Origin of the sequence: Pseudomonas sp. PDM27 (assembly GCF_019219205.1) — a bacterium.
In the GTDB taxonomy this organism is placed as follows: Bacteria; Pseudomonadota; Gammaproteobacteria; order Pseudomonadales; family Pseudomonadaceae; genus Aquipseudomonas; species Aquipseudomonas laurylsulfatiphila.
The window spans coordinates 45,148-64,713 of sequence record NZ_JAHUWF010000002.1 but is presented as its reverse complement, the minus strand read 5'-3'; the positions used below and the strand labels follow the sequence as shown (position 1 = coordinate 64,713).

Sequence of the window (19,566 nt, the reverse complement as noted above, 5' to 3'; positions counted from 1 at the left end):
CCAGTACTCAGTCTTCAATGTCGGTGTCGGGCGCTTCATCCACAGGCACCGGCAAGTCGGCTATCTCGTGGATACCCAGATCATTCTCGGTTGCGCGAAAGTATGCAGCGATGCGTTGCAAGCTTTGCGCATTGAACGGGTTGCCGCTGAAGTCAAAGCTTTCTCCGACACCTGGGTCCACCTCCATGAGTTCGGGTGGCATCTCGGTAATGGCGTTGAAGCTCAGGTCGACGTCGGTCCAGGTCGTGATGCTCAGCACTCCCTTGGGGATTTCAGTGATGCCCGTATGGCTCAAGTCCAGTGAGGATATTTCTGTCATGTGACTAAGGTCAGGGCTTGGACCGAGTGGATTGTCCCGCAGGTTCAAGTGGTCAAGGTGTTCCATGCCCGCCAGGGCCTCTACGGTTTCCGGAGTCAGCGTAATGCCGCACTCCGACAGGCTCAGCACCGATAACCTGCCCATTCTGAAGATGGCTTCGGGAAGGTTGCCCAGTTGGTATCCCCGTATGGTCAGGGTGTCCAGGTTGGTAAAACTGTCCAGGAACCGGCCAAGTCTTGGTGCAATGCCATGGGCGGTCGTCAGGTACATTTCGGGCACATGACTGAAGTCGGCTGACAGCGTCGGCAGGTCACCCATGATTGCCAGGTGTGAGACGAATCCGTACTCCCCCACGGCAATGTTTTCGATGGGGATCTGGCGCCAGCAGCGTTCCAGGTTTTGCTTGAATTCGTCTCTTTTGACGTGCTCGGCAAACATCTCCTCGGCCGTCAGCGGGGCGCCAGTAACGGAATGGGTGTCGGGCACATCGGCCGTCCACCGGCTCAGTTCGGTACCGAGTCGGGCGAGTTCGAGCTCGCGACGGGTCAGGTCAGCTCGACCCTCTGCGAGTGTGCCGGGCAAGCGGTAGATAAAGTCGCTGGCCTCTTCGTTGTCCAGACTTGGGTAAAGGGCTTTGACGCGATCGATATCGACCTGTTCGGCATGGACTCCAAAATCCATTTCGGTTCGCTGGTAGTGACGCTTGATGTGTTCCCGGATGGTCGAGGACAGAGGGTTGTTGCCATAATCAAACCCCTCGGTGATGTCGCCGGGCAGATCGAAGAGGGCGGTGGGCAATTCGGTGATCTGGTTGTCATTGAGAATGGCGGTTCGAATGCTCGGGTGATTCACCAGGCCGTCGGGAATGCGGGTAATTCCGGTACCGGAAAGATCGACGTAGGTCAGCTTCGGCATGTTTTCCAGGGAAGGGCACACACCGAGCGGGTTTTTATACAGGTCGAGTGCAGTCAATTGGTTCAGGGCAGAAAGGGTGGCGCGAGTCTGCTCTGTGAGGGTCACGGCGCAGTCGCTGAGGATCAGTGCTTCGAGTTGGGGCCATTGGGCAATGGCGTCCGGCAACTGCCCCAGTTCGAAGTTGCGTAGCGCCAGGCGGTTGAGGCTGGAAAACCCCTTCAAAAAATCATTCACGCCCTGGGTGGCACGATGACCTTCAAGCGTCACGCTGCGCACCTGAGGGAAATCGACGTTCAACTTTGGCAGCTCGCCAACAACCGGCTGGGAAAAATCAAAGGAAACCGGTACGCCATGGGTGCTGTCGTAGGTGGCCTGACGCCGCCAGCAGTCGAGCAATCTGGCTGTCATTTGTCGGCGTGCATACCGTTGACTGGCGAGCTGCTCGACGCTCAAGCGGATTTGCGTGCCCGGAACATACAGCGGGATCTCGTCGCACCAGGTGCTCAATTGCTCAATCAATTGCGCGTGTTGATAAAACAGGCGCTGGAGTTCTGCGCGCGGTCCGCCGGGCGTGCCTTGCAATCGTGCGGCAAAGGCTTGCAGTTCCTCTGGGCTCAGATGGGGAAACAGCCGATAGATGTGGCTTTGTAATGAAGGGGTATTGGCCGGCATCCGGTGATAACCATCGCCCCCGCCCAGCAAACGCATCACCGCCGGATCGTAGGTAGGCTTGAGATTCGGCCGTTGCGCCAGCAGCGCACGCAGTGCTTCACGAGTGAGCGCGTGGGTGCGAATCAGCCGCTTGAGCCTTTCGCCCTCACCGATGTTGAGGTTGAGGGCGATTCGCTCGCTGTCGGGCAGTGCCTGTAAAAGGCTGGAATAGAGGGAGTCAGTGCTACTGAGCTGTTCACCGGTTTCATCGTAGGCCTGATACGCCCCTTCATCGGTCAACACCAGCACCTTGCGCAAGGGCGCGTCCGGCTGGCCAATACTGTCGATCAGCGGCCCATTGTGGGTGTATTGGCGGATTTCCAGGCGCATTTGTCCCGACCAGCCAGGCAAGCGTTCCAGGGTGTGTAACGCCAGGCGATCGGTGTCGAGATGGTTGCGCGTCGAGTACAGGTAGAGCCCTTCATAAGCGCGAGTGACGCGCACCTGCAGGCCGGCCTCTTGTGCCAGTTCCGTGAGGCGTTTGGACAATGTTCCACGCTCCAGTTGCTCGCGTTCCGCGGCACTGGCGCTGTCGAGCAGTGCTTCGGCGAGGCTGGTTGGCAAACCGGGTTCGCTGTCGATAATGCGCTGGACCAAGGGGCGCGCACCTTGTTCGATTTTGCGGTAGCGCTGGCTGAAGAGGGTTTCCCGTTTGTCGGCGGCAAGCGTTGTCAGATAGCGGCGCACTGAGCGTGCGTCGGTGTTGCCGAGGTGTTGCAACAGGGTGTTGATCAGGTCGCCATCGTCCAGTTGCGCCAGGTTGATCTGCACCACGACCTGGTTGCCCATGCCGCGCTCCCAGAGGGTTTCTCCTGTTGCATCAACCAGTCGCAGCCCCTTGTCCGCTGGCCAGTTACCGTAGTCGCAGAGCAGTTCCAGTTGCATCAGCGGATCAGCCTTCAGGTAATCGTCTGCACGATCGCTGCCGATTTGCTCAATGAAGATCTGCAGGTCCTGATCAATCATGAAGCGTTTGAGGGTGTCGGCCAGCAGCGGCGGTAGCTGTTCGGCGTCGACATGCATCTTGCGCAAGGCGTTTTCGTGGCAGCCGCTGATGCTGAGGATGCGCTCGCGTTCGCTCGCGGAAAAACGCTGCATGTCCGGACCGATACGTCGCAGCAGGGTGGCCTGGTCCCAGGTCAGTGGCTGCTCGAGTTCGGTGTGCCAGGCCCCTTTTCCGTTGTGTCTCAGGGTGGGTTGGTACGCTTCGGGACGCGTGGGGTGCTGGATGCGATGGCGCCCGGTCAGCGGATCTTCGGTCACGGAGTAACGGCGGTTGTCCAGTGTCAGCAGGGTTTTGCCTTGGTGGATGTGCAGTCCCATCGAGTCGGGTTTCACGTCGTTGGGGATCGCGACGGTTTGTTCGTAAGGCGTCAGGTCGGGCTGCCAATAGCGGGTTTCGCCATTGGGGCGTTTCACGGCGTTGAAGCGGTCGATGAATTGCACGACTTCCCGGGGCAGGACCGCGCGAAATTCGCTGACGGCGATCATGCCACCTGCCGCGAAAGTGCCCAGTTGCACTGCGGATTCAACCATCCCCATGAAATGCTCGAAGGCTTCGTTGGTCAGGCCTTCTGCCCAGTCGACAACACCTTCGAAGGTATCATCCAGCAGCTGATAGGCCGTGTAAGCCAGCATCAGCTCGCCTAGGAACGGGACGAACGGCAACGCGATGAAGGCTGCGATGTTCAGCAGCGCCGAGGCGATTTCCGTGAAGGAGTCCCATAACGCCCATCGGGCCTTGCGGTCGACCGTGGCCGTCGACACTGCGATCACGCGCGCGTCATTGAGGATCTTGTCGAGTTTGCGTTGATAGAGATGAACCCACAGGTCACCTCTGATCGGCGTTACTGCCATTTGCAGGTCGGGACGCTGGTTGGGGTTTTCTCTCCAGGTCGGCCGTGGATCGCCGGGTGGGACCGGTTGCCAGGTGATGGGGTCGAGGCGGTTGTTCAGCTCGGCGAAGAAGTAGCCACGGTCTTCATGATTGATAAAACGACTGAAAAACTGTTGATAGTCGGGCCCCCGCAGGCGTTGGCTCAGTTCCTCGGCGAATGCCGCCGATGAGGGGTATTGCTTGATGGGATGTTCAGGGTCGTCAGGAATGTAGGCCACTACCCGGACCTCTTCGCGGGCGCGCTCCAGTCCCGGGGCGAACAGCACGATGCCGGTCAGGCGGGCATTCATGATCGTCAGGTCATGGCATCGCCAGGAATGGCTGTGTGCATCGGAGAGCAGGCGAAGGAGCGGCTGATGAACGTCGCTGGCCAGCAGGTTTTGCATCCGCGCCATCTGCAGGGCAGCGGTCAGTGCGGTTTTTTGGCTTTCGCGAATTTTCGGTTGCAGGATCGCCGCGGCTACCGGGTTGCTGATGCCAAGGTTGTCTTCCAGGTATCTTTTATAGCGCTCGCCAATATCGAGCTCGCGGCACAGTTGGGTGAACGCCGTGATGGGTATCGTCGCCAGAATCTGTGGCAGGGTGCTGAAGTGCCCGGTGGAAGAGGGCGCAGTGATGTAAGTCGAGGCGGGCTCAAAGGCGTCGGCCTCGGTTTCTGCGCTTTCGAAGTTGTGCAGCGCGGCGTCCAGCAACGACACGGTCCAGGTGCGGGCGGCTCCGGACTTCAGGCGCAACCAGGGTATGTGCGCGGGAATGTACAGACGCAGAAAGATTTTACTGACGTCCGCTTCCAGGCCGAATCGTGTCTTGAGTGCGCCCTTGAGCATGGGTTCGGCGAAGGCTGCAGGGTCCAGCAGATTCGCCAGGGCCTGATCGACCCGGTTCTGGCTCACCGTCTGCAGGGTAATGAGTCGGTCAAGTTCGACGCGCTGAGCGTCAGATACATCCCTGAGGGGGGTGGGCAACACTGGCTTGATGTTGCGCAGCGCTTCACGCCTTCGTGGCGTGGTTTGGCGAAGCCAGGGCGCAATGACGTTCATCAAATGCTGGTAATGCGCGTCGGGCCTGAAGGTCTCAGGGATGTCGGGATTTTCGGTGTTCATGGGGATAGGTCCACCCTCGCGGTTGATAGACCGTCAGGAAACCCCGTAATCGAAGACGACACGCGGTACATATCTACCGCATTCATGGAATCGGCATGGGTTACGACACAGCGGCCTGCCGCAAACGTCCGCCGCCAGTTAAACTGCGCCTTTGCGACCCTATATGTCGCATTGCCGTAAACCCGGGAAAATCCGGGGTTTGCGCTATAAGAAGTTGTCGCTTGGCGGCAAGGCCGGGCTGAAAACTGTCCTTACAATCCCCCCATCGCTCGCCAGTTTCAGGCGAGTGTTTTCTCTTCAGGAGACTCCGATGTCCGTTGAGCACGCTGCGGTACAACGCGCCGATTTCGATCAGGTAATGGTTCCCAACTATGCGCCTGCCGCATTCATTCCTGTGCGTGGCGCCGGTTCCCGCGTCTGGGACCAGTCCGGTCGCGAGCTGATCGACTTCGCCGGCGGGATTGCCGTTAACGTATTGGGCCATGCGCATCCGGCGCTGGTCGGTGCCTTGACCGAGCAGGCGAACAAGCTGTGGCACGTGTCCAACGTGTTCACCAATGAGCCGGCCCTGCGCCTGGCCCATAAGCTGGTCGACGCCACCTTTGCCGACCGCGCTTTCTTCTGCAACTCTGGCGCCGAAGCCAACGAGGCCGCCTTCAAGCTGGCCCGTCGTGTCGGTTTCGACCGTTTCGGCAGCGAGAAATACGAGATCATCGCCGCGCTCAACAGCTTCCACGGCCGTACCCTGTTCACCGTGAACGTCGGTGGCCAGTCGAAGTACTCCGATGGTTTCGGTCCGAAGATCACCGGCATCACCCACGTGCCGTACAACGATCTGGCCGCGCTGAAAGCCGCCATTTCCGACAAGACATGCGCTGTGGTGCTGGAGCCGATCCAGGGCGAAAGCGGTGTCATCCCGGCTGAACTCGAATACCTGCAAGGTGCCCGCGAACTCTGCACCGCGCACAACGCATTGCTGATTTTCGACGAAGTGCAAACCGGCATGGGCCGTACCGGCCACCTGTTCGCCTACCAGCATTACGGCGTGACTCCGGACATCCTGACCAGCGCCAAGAGCCTGGGCGGTGGTTTCCCGATCGCGGCGATGCTGACCACTGAAGACCTGGCCAAGCACCTGGTCGTCGGCACCCACGGCACCACCTACGGCGGTAACCCGCTGGCGTGCGCGGTCGCGGAAGCTGTTATCGACGTGATCAACACCCCTGAAGTGCTGGCCGGCGTCAACGCCAAGCACGACAAGTTCAAGGCGCGCCTTGAGCAGATCGGCGAAAAATACGGCCTGTTCACCAAGGTGCGTGGCATGGGCCTGTTGATCGGTTGCGTGTTGAGCGATGCGTGGAAAGGCAAGGCCAAGGACATCTTCAACGCCGCTGAAAAAGAAGGCCTGATGGTCCTGCAAGCCGGCCCGGACGTGGTGCGTTTCGCGCCAAGCCTGGTAGTGGAAGACGCCGATATCGATGCCGGTCTGGACCGCTTCGAACGTGCCGCGGCAAAACTGACGCAAGCCTGATAGACCCTTCGACGCCTGACCGTTCAGGCGTCGAACCCAATTTTGATGCCGGGCTTGTTCCATTGTGGGAGCGAGCCTGCTCGCGAAGAGGGCGTATCAGTCAACATCTCTGCTGACTGATACAGCGCTTTCGCGAGCAGGCTCGCTCCCACAGTGTCCGGCGTTTTTTCTGTGAATTTATAAGAGAAAGGAGTGACACCATGCTGGTGATGCGCCCCGCGCAAATGGCTGATCTGGGCGAGGTACAGCGTCTGGCTGCGGACAGTCCGATTGGTGTCACTTCCTTGCCGGATGACGTTGAGCGCCTGAGCGACAAGATCGCGGCAAGCGAAGCCTCGTTCGCCGCCGAAGTGAGCTTCAACGGTGAGGAAAGCTATTTCTTCGTCCTCGAAGACTCTGCCACCGGCAAGCTGGTCGGTTGCTCGGCCATTGTGGCGTCGGCCGGTTACTCCGAGCCGTTCTACAGCTTTCGCAACGAAACCTTCGTGCATGCTTCGCGCGAGCTGAAGATTCACAACAAGATCCACGTGCTCTCCCAGTGCCACGACCTGACCGGCAACAGCTTGCTGACCAGTTTCTACGTGCAGCGCGATCTGGTGGGTTCGCCGTGGTCGGAACTCAACTCCCGTGGCCGCTTGCTGTTCGTGGCCAGCCATCCGGAGCGTTTTGCCGATTCAGTGGTGACCGAGATCGTCGGTTACAGCGATGAAAACGGCGACTCGCCATTCTGGGATGCCATCGGGCGCAACTTTTTCGACCTCAACTACGCTGAAGCCGAGCGTCTGTGCGGCCTGAAGAGCCGTACGTTCCTCGCCGAACTGATGCCGCATTACCCGATCTACGTGCCCCTGCTGCCGGACTCCGCGCAAGAAGCGATGGGCCAGGTGCACCCGCGGGCGCAGATCACCTTCGACATCCTGATGCGCGAAGGCTTCGAGACCGATCACTACATCGACATTTTCGACGGCGGCCCGACCCTGCATGCCCGCGTCTCGGGGATCCGTTCGATCGCCCAGAGCCGCGTAGTGCCGGTGAAGATCGGCGAGCCGGTCAAAGGTGTCGGTCGCCAGTACCTGGTGGCCAACGCTCAGTTGCAGGACTACCGCGCAGTCATGCTCGAGCTTGACTACGCGCCGGGTAAACCGGTGACCCTGGATCTGGAAGCGGCCGAAGCCCTGGGTGTCGGTGAAGGTGCCAGCGTGCGCCTGGTGGCGGTTTAACACCTGCTGCTATGCCTATAAAGAGTGAATGCTTAGTAAAGCAGCGAGTTTCACGGGTGGCGCAAGCGGCCCGTTTGAGGAGATAGCATGATCGTTCGTCCCGTACGCAGCAGCGATTTACCCGCTCTGATCGACCTGGCCCGCAGCACCGGCACCGGCCTGACCACCTTGCCGGCCAATGAAGAACGTCTGGCCCATCGGGTCGGCTGGGCCGAGAAGACCTTTCGCGGCGAAGCCGGGCGGGGCGACGCGGACTACCTGTTCGTGCTCGAAGACGATGACGGTCGCGTGGTGGGCATTTCCGCCATTGCCGGCGCCGTCGGCCTGCGTGAGCCCTGGTACAACTTCCGGGTCGGCCTGACGGTCAGCGCTTCCCAGGAGCTGAACATCTATCGCGAAATCCCGACGCTGTTCCTGGCCAACGACCTGACCGGCAACTCCGAGCTGTGCTCGCTGTTCCTGCACGCCGATTACCGCAGCGGCCTCAATGGCCGCATGCTGTCCAAGGCGCGGATGCTGTTCATCGCCGAATTCCCGCAACTGTTCGGCAACAAGATCATCGCCGAAATGCGCGGTGTTTCCGACGAAGCCGGGCGTTCGCCGTTCTGGGAAAGCCTGGGGCGTCACTTCTTCAAGATGGAATTCAGCCAGGCCGATTACCTGACCGGCGTGGGCAACAAGGCGTTCATCGCCGAACTGATGCCGAAATTCCCGCTGTACACCTGCTTCCTGTCGCCGGATGCGCGCAACGTGATCGGTCAGGTGCACCCGGACACCGAGCCGGCGCTGGCCATGCTCAAGAGCGAAGGTTTCAGCTACCAGGGCTACGTCGACATTTTCGACGCAGGCCCGGCCATCGAATGCGAAACCGGCAAGATCCGTGCGGTACGCGACAGCCAGGCGCTGGTGCTGGCCGTCGGCACGCCGGGTGACGACGCCACGCCATTCATCATTCACAACCGCAAGCGCGAAGACTGCCGCATCACTGCTGCGCCGGCACGTCTGGCCGCCGGCACCCTGGTGGTCGATCCGCAGACCGCCAAACGTCTTCAACTCAACGCTGGCGATCAAGTGCGCGCCGTGGCGTTGTCCGCAGCTCGGGAGTCGAAATAATGAAGTCGCTTTACATTGCAGGTGAATGGCTGACCGGTCAGGGTGAAGCCTTCGAGTCGTTGAACCCGGTGACCCAGCAGGTGCTGTGGTCCGGCGTCGGTGCCACCGCCGCTCAGGTCGAGTCGGCTGTGCAGGCGGCGCGTCAGGCGTTCCCGGGCTGGGCGCGGCGTACCCTGGAAGAGCGTATCTCGGTGCTGGAAGCCTTTGCTGCCGCGCTGAAGAATCATGCGGACGAACTGGCCCGCACCATCGGCGAAGAAACCGGCAAACCCCTGTGGGAAGCGGCGACCGAAGTCACCAGCATGGTCAACAAGATCGCCATCTCGGTGCAGAGCTACCGCGAGCGTACCGGCGAGAAGAGCGGCCCGCTGGGCGACGCCACTGCTGTGCTGCGCCACAAGCCTCACGGTGTAGTCGCGGTATTCGGTCCTTACAACTTCCCGGGCCACTTGCCGAACGGCCACATCGTGCCGGCATTGCTGGCGGGTAACAGCGTGCTGTTCAAGCCCAGCGAGCTGACACCGAAAGTGGCCGAACTGACGGTCAAGTGCTGGATCGAGGCCGGTCTGCCAGCGGGCGTGTTGAACCTGCTGCAAGGCGCTCGCGAAACCGGTATCGCCCTGGCGGCGAACCCGGGCATCGACGGCCTGTTCTTCACCGGCTCCAGCCGTACCGGCAACCACCTGCACCAGCAATTCGCCGGTCGTCCGGACAAGATCCTCGCGCTGGAAATGGGCGGTAACAACCCGCTGGTGGTCGATCAGGTCGCCGACCTCGATGCCGCGGTGTACACCATCATTCAGTCGGCGTTCATCTCCGCCGGCCAGCGTTGCACCTGTGCCCGCCGCTTGCTGGTGCCGCAGGGCGCCTGGGGCGACTCGCTGCTGGCGCGCCTTGTTGCCGTCAGCGCGACTATTGAAGTCGGTGCCTTCGATCAACAACCGGCACCGTTCATGGGCTCGGTGGTTTCCCTCGGTGCGGCAAAAGCGCTGATGGATGCCCAGCAACACCTGCTGGCCAATGGCGCCGTGGCGCTGCTTGAAATGACCCAGCCTCAGGCTCAGTCGGCCTTGCTGACCCCCGGCATTCTGGATGTGACCGCCGTCGCCGATCGTCCTGACGAAGAGCTGTTCGGCCCGTTGCTGCAAGTGATCCGCTACGCTGATTTTGAAGCGGCGATCGCTGAAGCCAACGACACCGCCTACGGTCTGGCCGCCGGTCTGCTGTCGGACTCCGAAGCGCGTTACCAGCAGTTCTGGCTGGAAAGCCGTGCCGGTATCGTCAACTGGAACAAGCAACTGACCGGTGCCGCGAGCAGCGCGCCATTCGGTGGCGTCGGCGCCTCGGGCAACCATCGCGCCAGCGCCTACTACGCAGCGGATTACTGCGCGTACCCGGTGGCCTCGCTGGAAACGCCGAGCCTGGTGATGCCTGCGGCCCTGACGCCAGGCGTGAAGATGGCGTGATGCCCATTCGCGAGCAGGCTCGCTCCCACATTGGAATGCATTTCCCTGTGGGAGCGAGCCTGCTCGCGAAGGCCGCGCCTCGGTCTCAAATCTAGTTACTGAAGCCTATAACAACAGATTCTCGTGGAGCCTCGCTGATGAAATCCTATGAAGTCAATTTTGACGGTCTAGTGGGGCCGACCCATAACTACGGCGGCCTGTCCTACGGCAACGTCGCGTCCCAGAGCAACAGCCAGCAGTCTTCCAACCCCAAGGAAGCGGCGCTGCAGGGCCTGGCGAAGATGAAAGCGCTGATGGAAATGGGTTTCCAGCAAGGCGTGCTGGCACCGCAAGAGCGCCCGGATGTGGCCGCACTGCGTCGCCTGGGCTTTGGCGGCACCGACGCTCAAGTGATCGAGCGCGCTGCCAAGGACGCGATGCCGCTGCTGGTGGCCAGTTGCTCGGCCTCGAGCATGTGGGTGGCCAACGCCGCCACCGTCAGCCCGAGCGCTGACACCGCTGACGGCCGCGTGCATTTCACCGCTGCCAACCTCAACTGCAAATATCACCGCAGCATCGAACACCCGACCACCAGCCGCGTGCTGGGTGCGATGTTCGCTGACCAGAAACACTTCGCCCACCATGCCGCCTTGCCGGCCGTGGCGCAGTTCGGTGACGAAGGGGCGGCCAACCACACGCGTTTCTGCCGTGAATACGGCGAAGCCGGTGTCGAGTTTTTCGTGTTCGGCCGCAGCGCGTTCGACACCCGCTATCCGGCTCCGCAGAAGTACCCGGCGCGCCAGACCCTCGAAGCGTCCCAGGCCGTTGCCCGTCTGCACGGCTTGAGTGATGACGGCGTGGTCTACGCCCAGCAGAATCCTTCGGTGATCGACCAGGGCGTGTTCCACAACGACGTGATCGCCGTAGGCAACGGCGAAGTGCTGTTCTATCACGAGGACGCGTTCCTCGAGACCGAGAAGATGCTCGCTGAATTGCAGAGCAAACTCGCCAAGGCCGGTGGGAAATTTCAGTCAGTCTGCGTACCGCGTTCCGCAGTCAGTGTGGAAGATGCCGTTCGTTCCTACCTGTTCAATAGCCAGCTGCTGTCGCGTCCTGACGGCTCCATGCTGTTGATCGTGCCGGAAGAATGCCGTGGCAACGAGCGTGTCTGGCAATACTTGCAGGGTTTGACCAGCTCCGGCGGGCTGATCCGCGAAGTGAAAGTCTTCGATCTCAAGCAGAGCATGCAGAACGGCGGTGGCCCGGCTTGCCTGCGGTTGCGCGTCGCACTCAACGAAACTGAACTGGCGGCCGTCAACCCAGGGGTTATCATGACGGCACCGTTGTACGGCACACTGACCGAATGGGTCGAGAAGCACTACCGCGACCGCATGACCGAAAACGATCTGGCGGACCCGCAATTGTTGCTTGAGTGCCGGACGGCACTGGATGAACTGACGCAAATCCTTAAACTGGGCGCGGTTTATCCATTCCAGATCAATTGATCGACGACGCGCTGCCCCGGATGGCAGCGCGTCGCTTCATCTCAAACGAGAGCGTAAACACATGAGCGATACCCTGCAGCTGATCCTTGAAGACACCGACGGCACGCAACTGGAGACGTCCTGCACCCGCGTCGCGGTCCTGTGGCAAGGCAAAGAGCTGTGGATCCAGCAGGACGGCCGTGGCCAGTTGCTGATCGGCGTGGACGTCGAAGAAGGCGATGCCGAATACGCCAACCTGCTGCTGCGCCCATTGGCGACTAATCTGGTAAGTCTGCAACTGGAGATGGAACCGGCTGACCTCACCGACGATGAGGACCACGTTCACGGCCCGGATTGCAACCACGATCACTAAGGAAACCGCTCTATGCTCGCCCTCGGCAAACTGCTTGAACTGACCCTCGCCGGCCGCGAACCGGCGGAGAAGACTCAACTGACTGTCGAAGGCGTGCGCATGCGCTGGTTGAGCGAAGGTGCGCTGGAAGTCCGGCCACCTGAAGCGCGTGACAATGGCCTGGACCTGCTGCTGTCGGCTGGGATCCACGGCAACGAAACAGCGCCGATCGAGTTGCTCGATCGCCTGTTGCACGACATTGCCCGCGGCGACCTGAAGCCGCGCGCACGTATTCTGTTCCTGTTTGGCAACCCCGAAGCGATTCGCAAAGGCGAGCGCTTCGTCGAGCAGGACGTCAATCGGCTGTTCAACGGCCGTCACGAACAAAGCAGCGGCTCCGAAGCCCTGCGCGCCTGTGAGCTGGAGCGTTTGGCGGCCAGCTTCTTCAGCCTGCCGGACCGTCAGCGGTTGCATTACGACCTGCACACGGCGATTCGAGGCTCGAAAATCGAGCAGTTCGCCTTGTACCCGTGGAAAGAAGATCGCCAGCATTCCCGCCAGGAACTGGCGCGCCTGCGTGCCGCCGGCATGGAAGCGGTGTTGCTGCAGAACAAGCCGTCCATCGTGTTCAGCGCCTACACCTACGACAAGCTCGGTGCCGAGGCCTTTACCCTGGAATTGGGCAAGGCGCGGCCGTTCGGGCAGAACGCCGGGGTCAACGTCTCGCTGCTGGAGGCGCGCCTCAAGCAGATCATCGAAGGCACCGAGCCGGAACTGACTGAAGCGGCACTGGACGGTTTGCAGCTGTACAGCGTGGCGCGGGAAATCATCAAGCACAGCGATAGCTTTCGCCTGAACCTGCCGGCGGACGTCGAGAACTTCTCGGAGCTGGAAGTGGGTTACCTGCTGGCGGAAGACATCGCCAACACCCGCTGGATCATCGAGGAAGAGGGCGCCCGGATCATCTTCCCGAACCCCAGGGTGAAGAATGGCTTGCGTGCCGGCATCCTGGTCGTGCCGACCACCGACGAAAACCTGGCCTGACCCGACCTGGATCCCTGTAGGAGCGAGCTTGCTCGCGATGGACTTGAGAACGCCGCGGGGTATCAGATACCCAGCGTTATCGTTGACGACCATCGCGAGCAAGCTCGCTCCTACAGGGGATAGCGGTGTTAGACCGCTACCGCACGCGGTTCAGTGCGGCGCAGCGCGCGGATTTTCATCAGCGTATCCGCACAGGTCTTCGCCGCTTCCTGGCCTTTATGCACGAAATGCTCGAAGAAGAACTTCTGGTGCTCTTCGCCGGCATGGAAGTGGTGCGGGGTCAGGGACACCGAGAGCACTGGCACTTCGGTTTCCAGTTGAACCTGCATCAGGCCGCTGACCACCGACTGGGCGACGAACTCGTGACGGTAGATCCCGCCGTCCACCACCAGGGCGGCCGCGACGATGCCGGCATAACGACCGGTCTTGGCCAGCAACTTGGCGTGCAGGGGCATTTCGAAGGCGCCGCCGACTTCGAAGAAGTCGATGTCGGATTCCTGATAACCCTGGGCAATCATTTCGGCGAGGAAACCTTTACGGCTCTGATCGACGATTTCCTTGTGCCAGCAGGCCTGGATGAACGCAACGCGCTCGCCGTGATGGTGTTTGCTTTTGCTGTCAATTGCGGTGGGTTGCATGTTCTGACTCCTGTTTGTGTGAAAAACAGGGCGTTATGAATCGAAGGGGATCTGAGGGTACGCACGCTCGCACGAATGCCGGCGGTCGGCCCTCTAGTGTCAATCCCGTTCTCTCTTCATCCGGACTATGACCGTCGGCCCCGGGATCACACCGGGTCTGCTGACCTTGCTTTCAGGCACCGCCGAAGCCGTGCTGTCATCAAGCGCTCGCGGGCTATGCGCATTGCGCGCAATTACCGCCGGTGGGGAGTTGCACCCCGCCCTGAGAACGTTTTTTGCCGCCGGAATGTTTGGCGGCGCAGCGTTTTTATCACATATTTCCGATATGCGCATGGCCAATACCGGTCAGTTAAGGTGTGGAACCTGTGGGAGCGGGCTTGCTCGCGAAGACGGTTTAACATCCAGCGCAAATGTCGACTGTCAGTCCGCCTTCGCGAGCAAGCCCGCTCCCACATGGGCGCATTTCGTCTTTTACTCGTTCAAGGGTTGATTAATCGTCGCCATGCCCGCAGTAATTCTTTCCTGAAAGGGATTTCCCCTGCTTACCGAGGCCAGATTCATGAGCGTTATCGATCTTCGCAGCGACACCGTCACCCAACCCTGCGCCGGCATGCTGGACGCGATGGCCAAAGCCGCCACCGGCGACGACGTGTATGGCGAAGATCCGACGGTCAATCAGCTGGAGGCCGAACTGGCCAAGCGCCTGGGGTTTGCCGCGGCGCTGTTCGTGCCGACCGGGACCATGAGCAATCTGCTGGGGTTGATGGCCCACTGCGAGCGCGGTGACGAGTACATCGTCGGCCAGCAGGCCCACACCTATAAGTACGAAGGTGGCGGCGCAGCGGTGCTCGGTTCGATCCAGCCACAGCCGCTGGAAGTGCAGGCCGATGGTTCGCTGGACCTGGCACAGGTCGCGGCGGCGATCAAACCGGACGACTTCCACTTCGCCCGCACCCGCTTGCTGGCGCTGGAAAACACCATGCAGGGCAAGGTCCTGCCGCTGGAGTACCTGGCTCGGGCGCGCAGTTTTACCCGCGAACAGGGTTTGCAGCTGCATCTGGACGGCGCACGCTTGTACAACGCGGCAGTGAAGCTGGGTGTGGATGCCCGGGAAATCACCCGGTATTTCGATTCGGTCTCGGTGTGCCTGTCCAAAGGCCTGGGTGCCCCGGTCGGTTCGGTGCTGTGCGGCTCGGTCGAGCTGATCGGCAAGGCCCGGCGGCTGCGCAAGATGGTCGGTGGCGGCATGCGTCAGGCCGGTATTCTCGCGGCGGCCGGCCTGTATGCGCTGGATCACAACGTTCAGCGCCTGGCCGATGACCATGCCAACGCGTTAGTGCTGGCCGAAGGCCTGCGTGCGGCGGGCTTCGAGGTCGAGCCGGTGCAGACCAATATGGTATATGTGCAGATGGGCGACCAGGCCGAAGCGCTCAAGGCCTTTGCCGCCGAGCGCGGGATCAAGCTCAGTGCGGCCGCGCGTCTGCGCATGGTCACGCACATGGATGTCAGCCGTGCGCAAATCGAGCAAGTCGTCGCGACATTCGTCGACTTTTCGCGCAAGTGATAGCGTTAGCGCTCCAATTGACTGTTTCTATCGTATAAACACGCTGCACCCCGCGCGCAGGGCCGATATAATGCGGCCCTTTGCCGTCGCTTCGTCTGTTGACGTTTCGAACAGGCCTTTGGCCGCAGCCTCCGTGGAAGAACCTAATGAAAAGCGCAGAAATCCGTGAAGCCTTCCTTCGCTTCTTCGAAGAGCAAGGCCACACCCGTGTAGCCTCCAGCTCTTTGATTCCGGGCAACGACCCAACCCTGCTGTTCACCAACGCGGGGATGAACCAGTTCAAGGACTGCTTCCTGGGCCAGGAAAAACGTGCGTACACCCGCGCGGTCAGCAGCCAGAAATGCGTGCGCGCCGGCGGCAAGCACAACGACCTGGAAAACGTCGGTTATACCGCTCGTCACCACACCTTCTTCGAAATGCTGGGTAACTTCAGCTTTGGCGATTATTTCAAGCGTGATGCCATCAGCTACGCCTGGAACTTCCTGACTTCCGACAAGTGGCTGAACCTGCCGAAGGAAAAGCTCTGGGTCACCGTCTACGCCAGCGATGACGAGGCGTACGACATCTGGACCAAGGAAATCGGCGTTCCGGCCGAGCGCATGGTGCGCATCGGCGACAACAAGGGCGCGCCGTACGCTTCCGACAACTTCTGGACCATGGGCGATACCGGTCCGTGCGGTCCTTGCACCGAGATTTTCTACGATCACGGCGCCGACATCTGGGGCGGCCCACCGGGCTCGCCGGAAGAAGACGGTGACCGTTACATCGAGATCTGGAACAACGTGTTCATGCAGTTCAACCGCACCGCCGACGGCGTGTTGCACCCGCTGCCAGCGCCGTCGGTGGACACCGGCATGGGCCTGGAGCGGATCAGTGCCGTGCTGCAGCACGTTCACTCGAACTATGAAATCGACCTGTTCCAGAGCCTGCTGAGCGCTTCGGCCAAGGCCATCGGCTGCACCAACGACGCCCAGGCTTCGCTGAAAGTCGTGGCTGACCACATCCGTTCCTGCGGTTTCCTGATCGCCGACGGCGTGCTGCCGTCCAACGAAGGCCGTGGCTACGTGCTGCGCCGGATCATCCGTCGCGCCTGCCGTCACGGCAACAAGCTGGGCGCCAAGGGCAGCTTCTTCTACCAGATCGTCGCGGCCCTGGTTGCCGAGATGGGCGAGGCCTTCCCTGAACTGAAAGCCCAGCAGGCGCACATCGAGCGCGTGCTGAAGGCCGAAGAAGAGCAATTCGCCAAGACCCTGGAGCAGGGCCTGAAGATCCTCGAGCAGGACCTGGCTGAACTCAAAGGCGACGTGGTGCCGGGCGACGTGGTGTTCAAACTCTACGACACCTACGGTTTCCCGATGGACCTGACCGGCGACATCGCTCGCGAGCGCAGCCTGACCATCGACGAAGCAGGTTTCGAGCGTGAAATGGAAGCCCAGCGCGTCCGTGCCCGTTCCGCCAGTTCCTTCGGCATGGACTACAACAGCCTGGTCAAGGTCGATGTGGACACCGAGTTCACCGGTTACACCGCTCACAGCGGTTCCGCCAAAATCGTTGCTCTCTATAAGGACGGGCAATCGGTTGACGTGCTGAGCGAAGGCGAAGAGGGCGTGATCGTCCTCGATCAGACGCCGTTCTATGCGGAGTCCGGTGGTCAGATCGGTGATTGCGGTTTCCTGCAGGCCGGTGCTGCGCGCTTCGACGTGCGCGACACCACCAAGACCGGTGGCGCGTTCCTGCACCACGGCGTGCTGGATTCGGGCAGTCTGATCGTAGGTACGCCGGTGGAGACTCATGTCGACGCCGAAGTGCGTCACGCGACTTCGCTGAATCACTCGGCGACTCACTTGCTGCACGCCGCGTTGCGCCAGGTACTGGGCGACCACGTCCAGCAGAAAGGTTCGTTGGTCGACAGTCAGCGCCTGCGCTTTGACTTCAGCCACTTCGAAGCGATCAAGCCTGAGCAACTGAAAGCGCTGGAAGACATCGTCAACGCCGAGATTCGCAAGAATTCCGAGGTTGAAACCGAAGAAACCGATATCGAAACCGCCAAGCAGAAAGGCGCCATGGCGCTGTTCGGCGAGAAATACGGCGACAACGTGCGCGTACTGAGCATGGGGGACTTCTCCGTCGAGCTGTGCGGCGGTATCCACGCCAACCGTACCGGCGACATCGGCCTGCTGAAAATCATCAGCGAAGGCGGTGTGGCATCGGGTGTGCGTCGTATTGAAGCCCTCACCGGTGCAGCAGCACTGGCCTACTTGAATGCGGCGGAAGAACAACTCAAGGAAGCGGCGAGCCTGGTCAAGGGCAGCCGCGACAACCTGATCGACAAGCTGTCGGCTGTGCTGGAGCGCAACCGTCTGCTGGAGAAGCAACTCGAGCAGTTGCAAGCCAAGGCTGCCAGTGCCGCGGGCGACGATCTGTCGGCCCAGGCGCAGGACGTCAAGGGTGTGAAAGTGCTGGCCGTGCGTCTGGACGGTCAGGATGGCAAGGCGCTGCTGGCGCTGGTCGATCAACTGAAAAACAAACTCGGCCGCGCAGTGATCCTGCTCGGCAGTGTCCATGAGGAAAAGGTCGTTCTGGTTGCAGGCGTAACCAAAGACCTGACTGGCCAACTCAAAGCCGGTGATTTGATGAAGCAAGCCGCTGCGGCAGTGGGCGGGAAGGGCGGTGGTCGTCCAGACATGGCGCAAGGCGGCGGTACCGACGCTGGCGCACTGGATGCGGCACTGGCACTGACCGTTCCGTTTGTAGAGCAGGGTCTATAAGGCAGTGCTTGCGGCTCGTAGTCTAGTGGCGGGCCGCAACGCTGTTTGAGTGATTATTTGGGCGCCCTTCATGGGCAGAGGCGGCTTTGAAATGGCTTTGATCGTACAGAAATTTGGAGGCACCTCGGTCGGCACTGTCGAGAGAATCGAGCAGGTCGCCGACAAGGTTAAGAAATTCCGCGATGCCGGCGATGACCTGGTGGTTGTGCTGTCTGCAATGAGCGGCGAAACCAACCGTCTGATCGATCTGGCCAAGCAAATCAGTGGCGACGGCCAACCGGTTCCGCGCGAGCTGGACGTGATCGTCTCCACCGGTGAGCAGGTGACGATTGCCCTGTTGGCCATGGCGCTGATCAAGCGCGGCGTACCGGCGGTGTCGTACACCGGTAACCAGGTGCGGATTCTGACGGATAGCGCGCACAATAAAGCGCGTATCTTGCAGATTGATGACCAGAAGATTCGCGGTGACCTGAAGGCAGGTCGTGTGGTGGTTGTCGCCGGTTTCCAGGGCGTCGACGAGCACGGCAACATCACCACCCTCGGTCGTGGCGGTTCCGACACCACGGGCGTGGCGCTGGCGGCGGCCCTGAAGGCTGACGAATGCCAGATCTACACCGACGTCGACGGCGTCTACACCACCGACCCGCGCGTGGTGTCCGTGGCCCAGCGCCTGGACAAGATCACCTTCGAAGAGATGCTGGAAATGGCCAGCCTCGGTTCCAAGGTGTTGCAGATCCGCGCGGTCGAGTTCGCCGGCAAGTACAACGTTCCGCTGCGCGTACTGCACAGCTTCAAGGAGGGTCCGGGCACCCTCATTACTATTGATGAAGAGGAAACCATGGAACAGCCGATCATTTCCGGTATCGCTTTCAACCGCGATGAAGCCAAGCTGACCATCCGTGGCGTGCCAGACATCCCGGGCGTTGCCTTCAAGATTCTCGGCCCGATCAGTGCCGCGAACATCGAAGTCGACATGATCGTGCAGAACGTCGCGCACGATAACACCACCGACTTCACCTTCACCGTGCACCGTAACGACTACCAGGCGGCGCAAGCCGTGCTGGAAAAAACCGCTGGCGAGCTGGGTGCCCGTGAAGTCGTGGGCGACACCAAGATCGCCAAGGTCTCGATCGTCGGCGTCGGCATGCGCTCTCACGCAGGCGTGGCCAGCCGCATGTTCGAATCCCTGGCCAAGGAAAGCATCAACATCCAGATGATCTCGACCTCGGAAATCAAAGTCTCCGTAGTGATCGAAGAGAAGTACCTGGAACTGGCTGTGCGCGCTCTGCACACGGCTTTCGAACTGGACGCACCGGCCCGCCAGGGCGAGTGATGCGTTTGCCAGAAGGCGCGGTCTGACCGCGCCTTTTGTTTTTTTGAATGGCGTGACCCCCGAGACTGTTCTTTTGCTCGCGCTAGTCAATACTCAGGCATGTAGGGCTGCGACCGCTCCGGTTGTGGG

12 protein-coding genes and 1 riboswitch are annotated in these 19,566 nt (G+C 60.9%); of the genes, 10 read left to right on the top strand and 2 right to left on the bottom strand.

What is annotated here, in order from left to right:
• Positions 1 to 7: 7 nt before the first annotated feature.
• Positions 8 to 4,945, bottom strand: a complete 4,938-nt coding sequence (locus KW838_RS05620) for a dermonecrotic toxin domain-containing protein (protein WP_218500642.1) — start codon at positions 4,943 to 4,945, stop codon at positions 8 to 10.
• Positions 4,946 to 5,255: 310 nt separating this feature from the next.
• Between KW838_RS05620 and KW838_RS05615 the strand changes: the two genes are divergently transcribed.
• From KW838_RS05615 to astE, 7 genes are all read left to right on the top strand, one after another.
• A complete protein-coding gene (locus KW838_RS05615; protein WP_095963651.1) occupies positions 5,256 to 6,476 on the top strand; it encodes an aspartate aminotransferase family protein in 1,221 nt (406 codons plus the stop codon).
• A gap of 200 nt (positions 6,477 to 6,676) precedes the next feature.
• Positions 6,677 to 7,696 carry an arginine/ornithine succinyltransferase subunit alpha gene (gene aruF / locus KW838_RS05610; protein WP_007971023.1) on the top strand — a complete coding sequence of 340 codons (1,020 nt, stop codon included), beginning with the start codon at positions 6,677 to 6,679 and terminating at the stop codon, positions 7,694 to 7,696.
• An 87-nt stretch (positions 7,697 to 7,783) separates the two neighbouring features.
• A complete protein-coding gene (gene astA / locus KW838_RS05605; RefSeq protein WP_008049558.1) occupies positions 7,784 to 8,809 on the top strand; it encodes an arginine N-succinyltransferase in 1,026 nt (341 codons plus the stop codon).
• Positions 8,806 to 10,275 (top strand): succinylglutamate-semialdehyde dehydrogenase, encoded by a 1,470-nt coding sequence (gene astD, locus KW838_RS05600; protein WP_218500834.1) that lies wholly within the window; start codon positions 8,806 to 8,808, stop codon positions 10,273 to 10,275. The genes astA and astD overlap by 4 nt, the downstream gene beginning before the upstream one ends.
• A 137-nt stretch (positions 10,276 to 10,412) precedes the next feature.
• A complete protein-coding gene (gene astB / locus KW838_RS05595; RefSeq protein WP_102699826.1) occupies positions 10,413 to 11,759 on the top strand; it encodes an N-succinylarginine dihydrolase in 1,347 nt (448 codons plus the stop codon).
• Between the two features lie 61 nt (positions 11,760 to 11,820).
• Entirely contained in the window at positions 11,821 to 12,111 is a 291-nt protein-coding gene (locus KW838_RS05590; protein WP_007971029.1) for a hypothetical protein, read from the top strand.
• A gap of 12 nt (positions 12,112 to 12,123) precedes the next feature.
• A complete protein-coding gene (gene astE / locus KW838_RS05585) occupies positions 12,124 to 13,134 on the top strand; it encodes a succinylglutamate desuccinylase (RefSeq protein WP_116579903.1) in 1,011 nt (336 codons plus the stop codon).
• A 128-nt stretch (positions 13,135 to 13,262) separates the two neighbouring features.
• On the opposite strand, the gene KW838_RS05580 is transcribed toward astE, so the two are convergent.
• Positions 13,263 to 13,772, bottom strand: coding sequence for a 6,7-dimethyl-8-ribityllumazine synthase (locus KW838_RS05580; protein ID WP_218500641.1), 510 nt, complete (start codon positions 13,770 to 13,772; stop codon positions 13,263 to 13,265).
• Between the two features lie 103 nt (positions 13,773 to 13,875).
• Positions 13,876 to 14,046: riboswitch (FMN riboswitch) on the bottom strand.
• Between the two features lie 285 nt (positions 14,047 to 14,331).
• On the opposite strand from KW838_RS05580, the gene ltaE reads away from it, so the two are divergent.
• The 3 genes from ltaE to KW838_RS05565 all read left to right on the top strand — a co-directional run bounded on the left by ltaE (position 14,332) and on the right by KW838_RS05565 (position 19,437).
• A complete protein-coding gene (gene ltaE, locus KW838_RS05575; RefSeq protein WP_218500640.1) occupies positions 14,332 to 15,336 on the top strand; it encodes a low-specificity L-threonine aldolase in 1,005 nt (334 codons plus the stop codon).
• Positions 15,337 to 15,482: 146 nt separating this feature from the next.
• Complete coding sequence (gene alaS, locus KW838_RS05570; RefSeq protein WP_218500639.1) at positions 15,483 to 18,104, top strand: alanine--tRNA ligase; 2,622 nt, start codon at positions 15,483 to 15,485, stop codon at positions 18,102 to 18,104.
• Between the two features lie 91 nt (positions 18,105 to 18,195).
• Positions 18,196 to 19,437, top strand: coding sequence for an aspartate kinase (locus KW838_RS05565; protein WP_007971040.1), 1,242 nt, complete (start codon positions 18,196 to 18,198; stop codon positions 19,435 to 19,437).
• The last annotated feature ends 129 nt before the right edge of the window (positions 19,438 to 19,566 follow it).

What these genes read in the sequence shown, in the direction of transcription:
- ltaE (WP_218500640.1), top strand. Translation starts at nt 14,332, where the DNA reads ATGAGCGTTATCGATCTTCGCAGCGACACCGTCACCCAACCCTGCGCC.
- KW838_RS05590 (WP_007971029.1), top strand. Translation starts at nt 11,821, where the DNA reads ATGAGCGATACCCTGCAGCTGATCCTTGAAGACACCGACGGCACGCAA.
- alaS (WP_218500639.1), top strand. Translation starts at nt 15,483, where the DNA reads ATGAAAAGCGCAGAAATCCGTGAAGCCTTCCTTCGCTTCTTCGAAGAG.
- astE (WP_116579903.1), top strand. Translation starts at nt 12,124, where the DNA reads ATGCTCGCCCTCGGCAAACTGCTTGAACTGACCCTCGCCGGCCGCGAA.
- KW838_RS05565 (WP_007971040.1), top strand. Translation starts at nt 18,196, where the DNA reads ATGGCTTTGATCGTACAGAAATTTGGAGGCACCTCGGTCGGCACTGTC.
- aruF (WP_007971023.1), top strand. Translation starts at nt 6,677, where the DNA reads ATGCTGGTGATGCGCCCCGCGCAAATGGCTGATCTGGGCGAGGTACAG.
- astA (WP_008049558.1), top strand. Translation starts at nt 7,784, where the DNA reads ATGATCGTTCGTCCCGTACGCAGCAGCGATTTACCCGCTCTGATCGAC.
- KW838_RS05580 (WP_218500641.1), bottom strand. Translation starts at nt 13,772, where the DNA reads ATGCAACCCACCGCAATTGACAGCAAAAGCAAACACCATCACGGCGAG.
- astB (WP_102699826.1), top strand. Translation starts at nt 10,413, where the DNA reads ATGAAATCCTATGAAGTCAATTTTGACGGTCTAGTGGGGCCGACCCAT.
- KW838_RS05620 (WP_218500642.1), bottom strand. Translation starts at nt 4,945, where the DNA reads ATGAACACCGAAAATCCCGACATCCCTGAGACCTTCAGGCCCGACGCG.
- KW838_RS05615 (WP_095963651.1), top strand. Translation starts at nt 5,256, where the DNA reads ATGTCCGTTGAGCACGCTGCGGTACAACGCGCCGATTTCGATCAGGTA.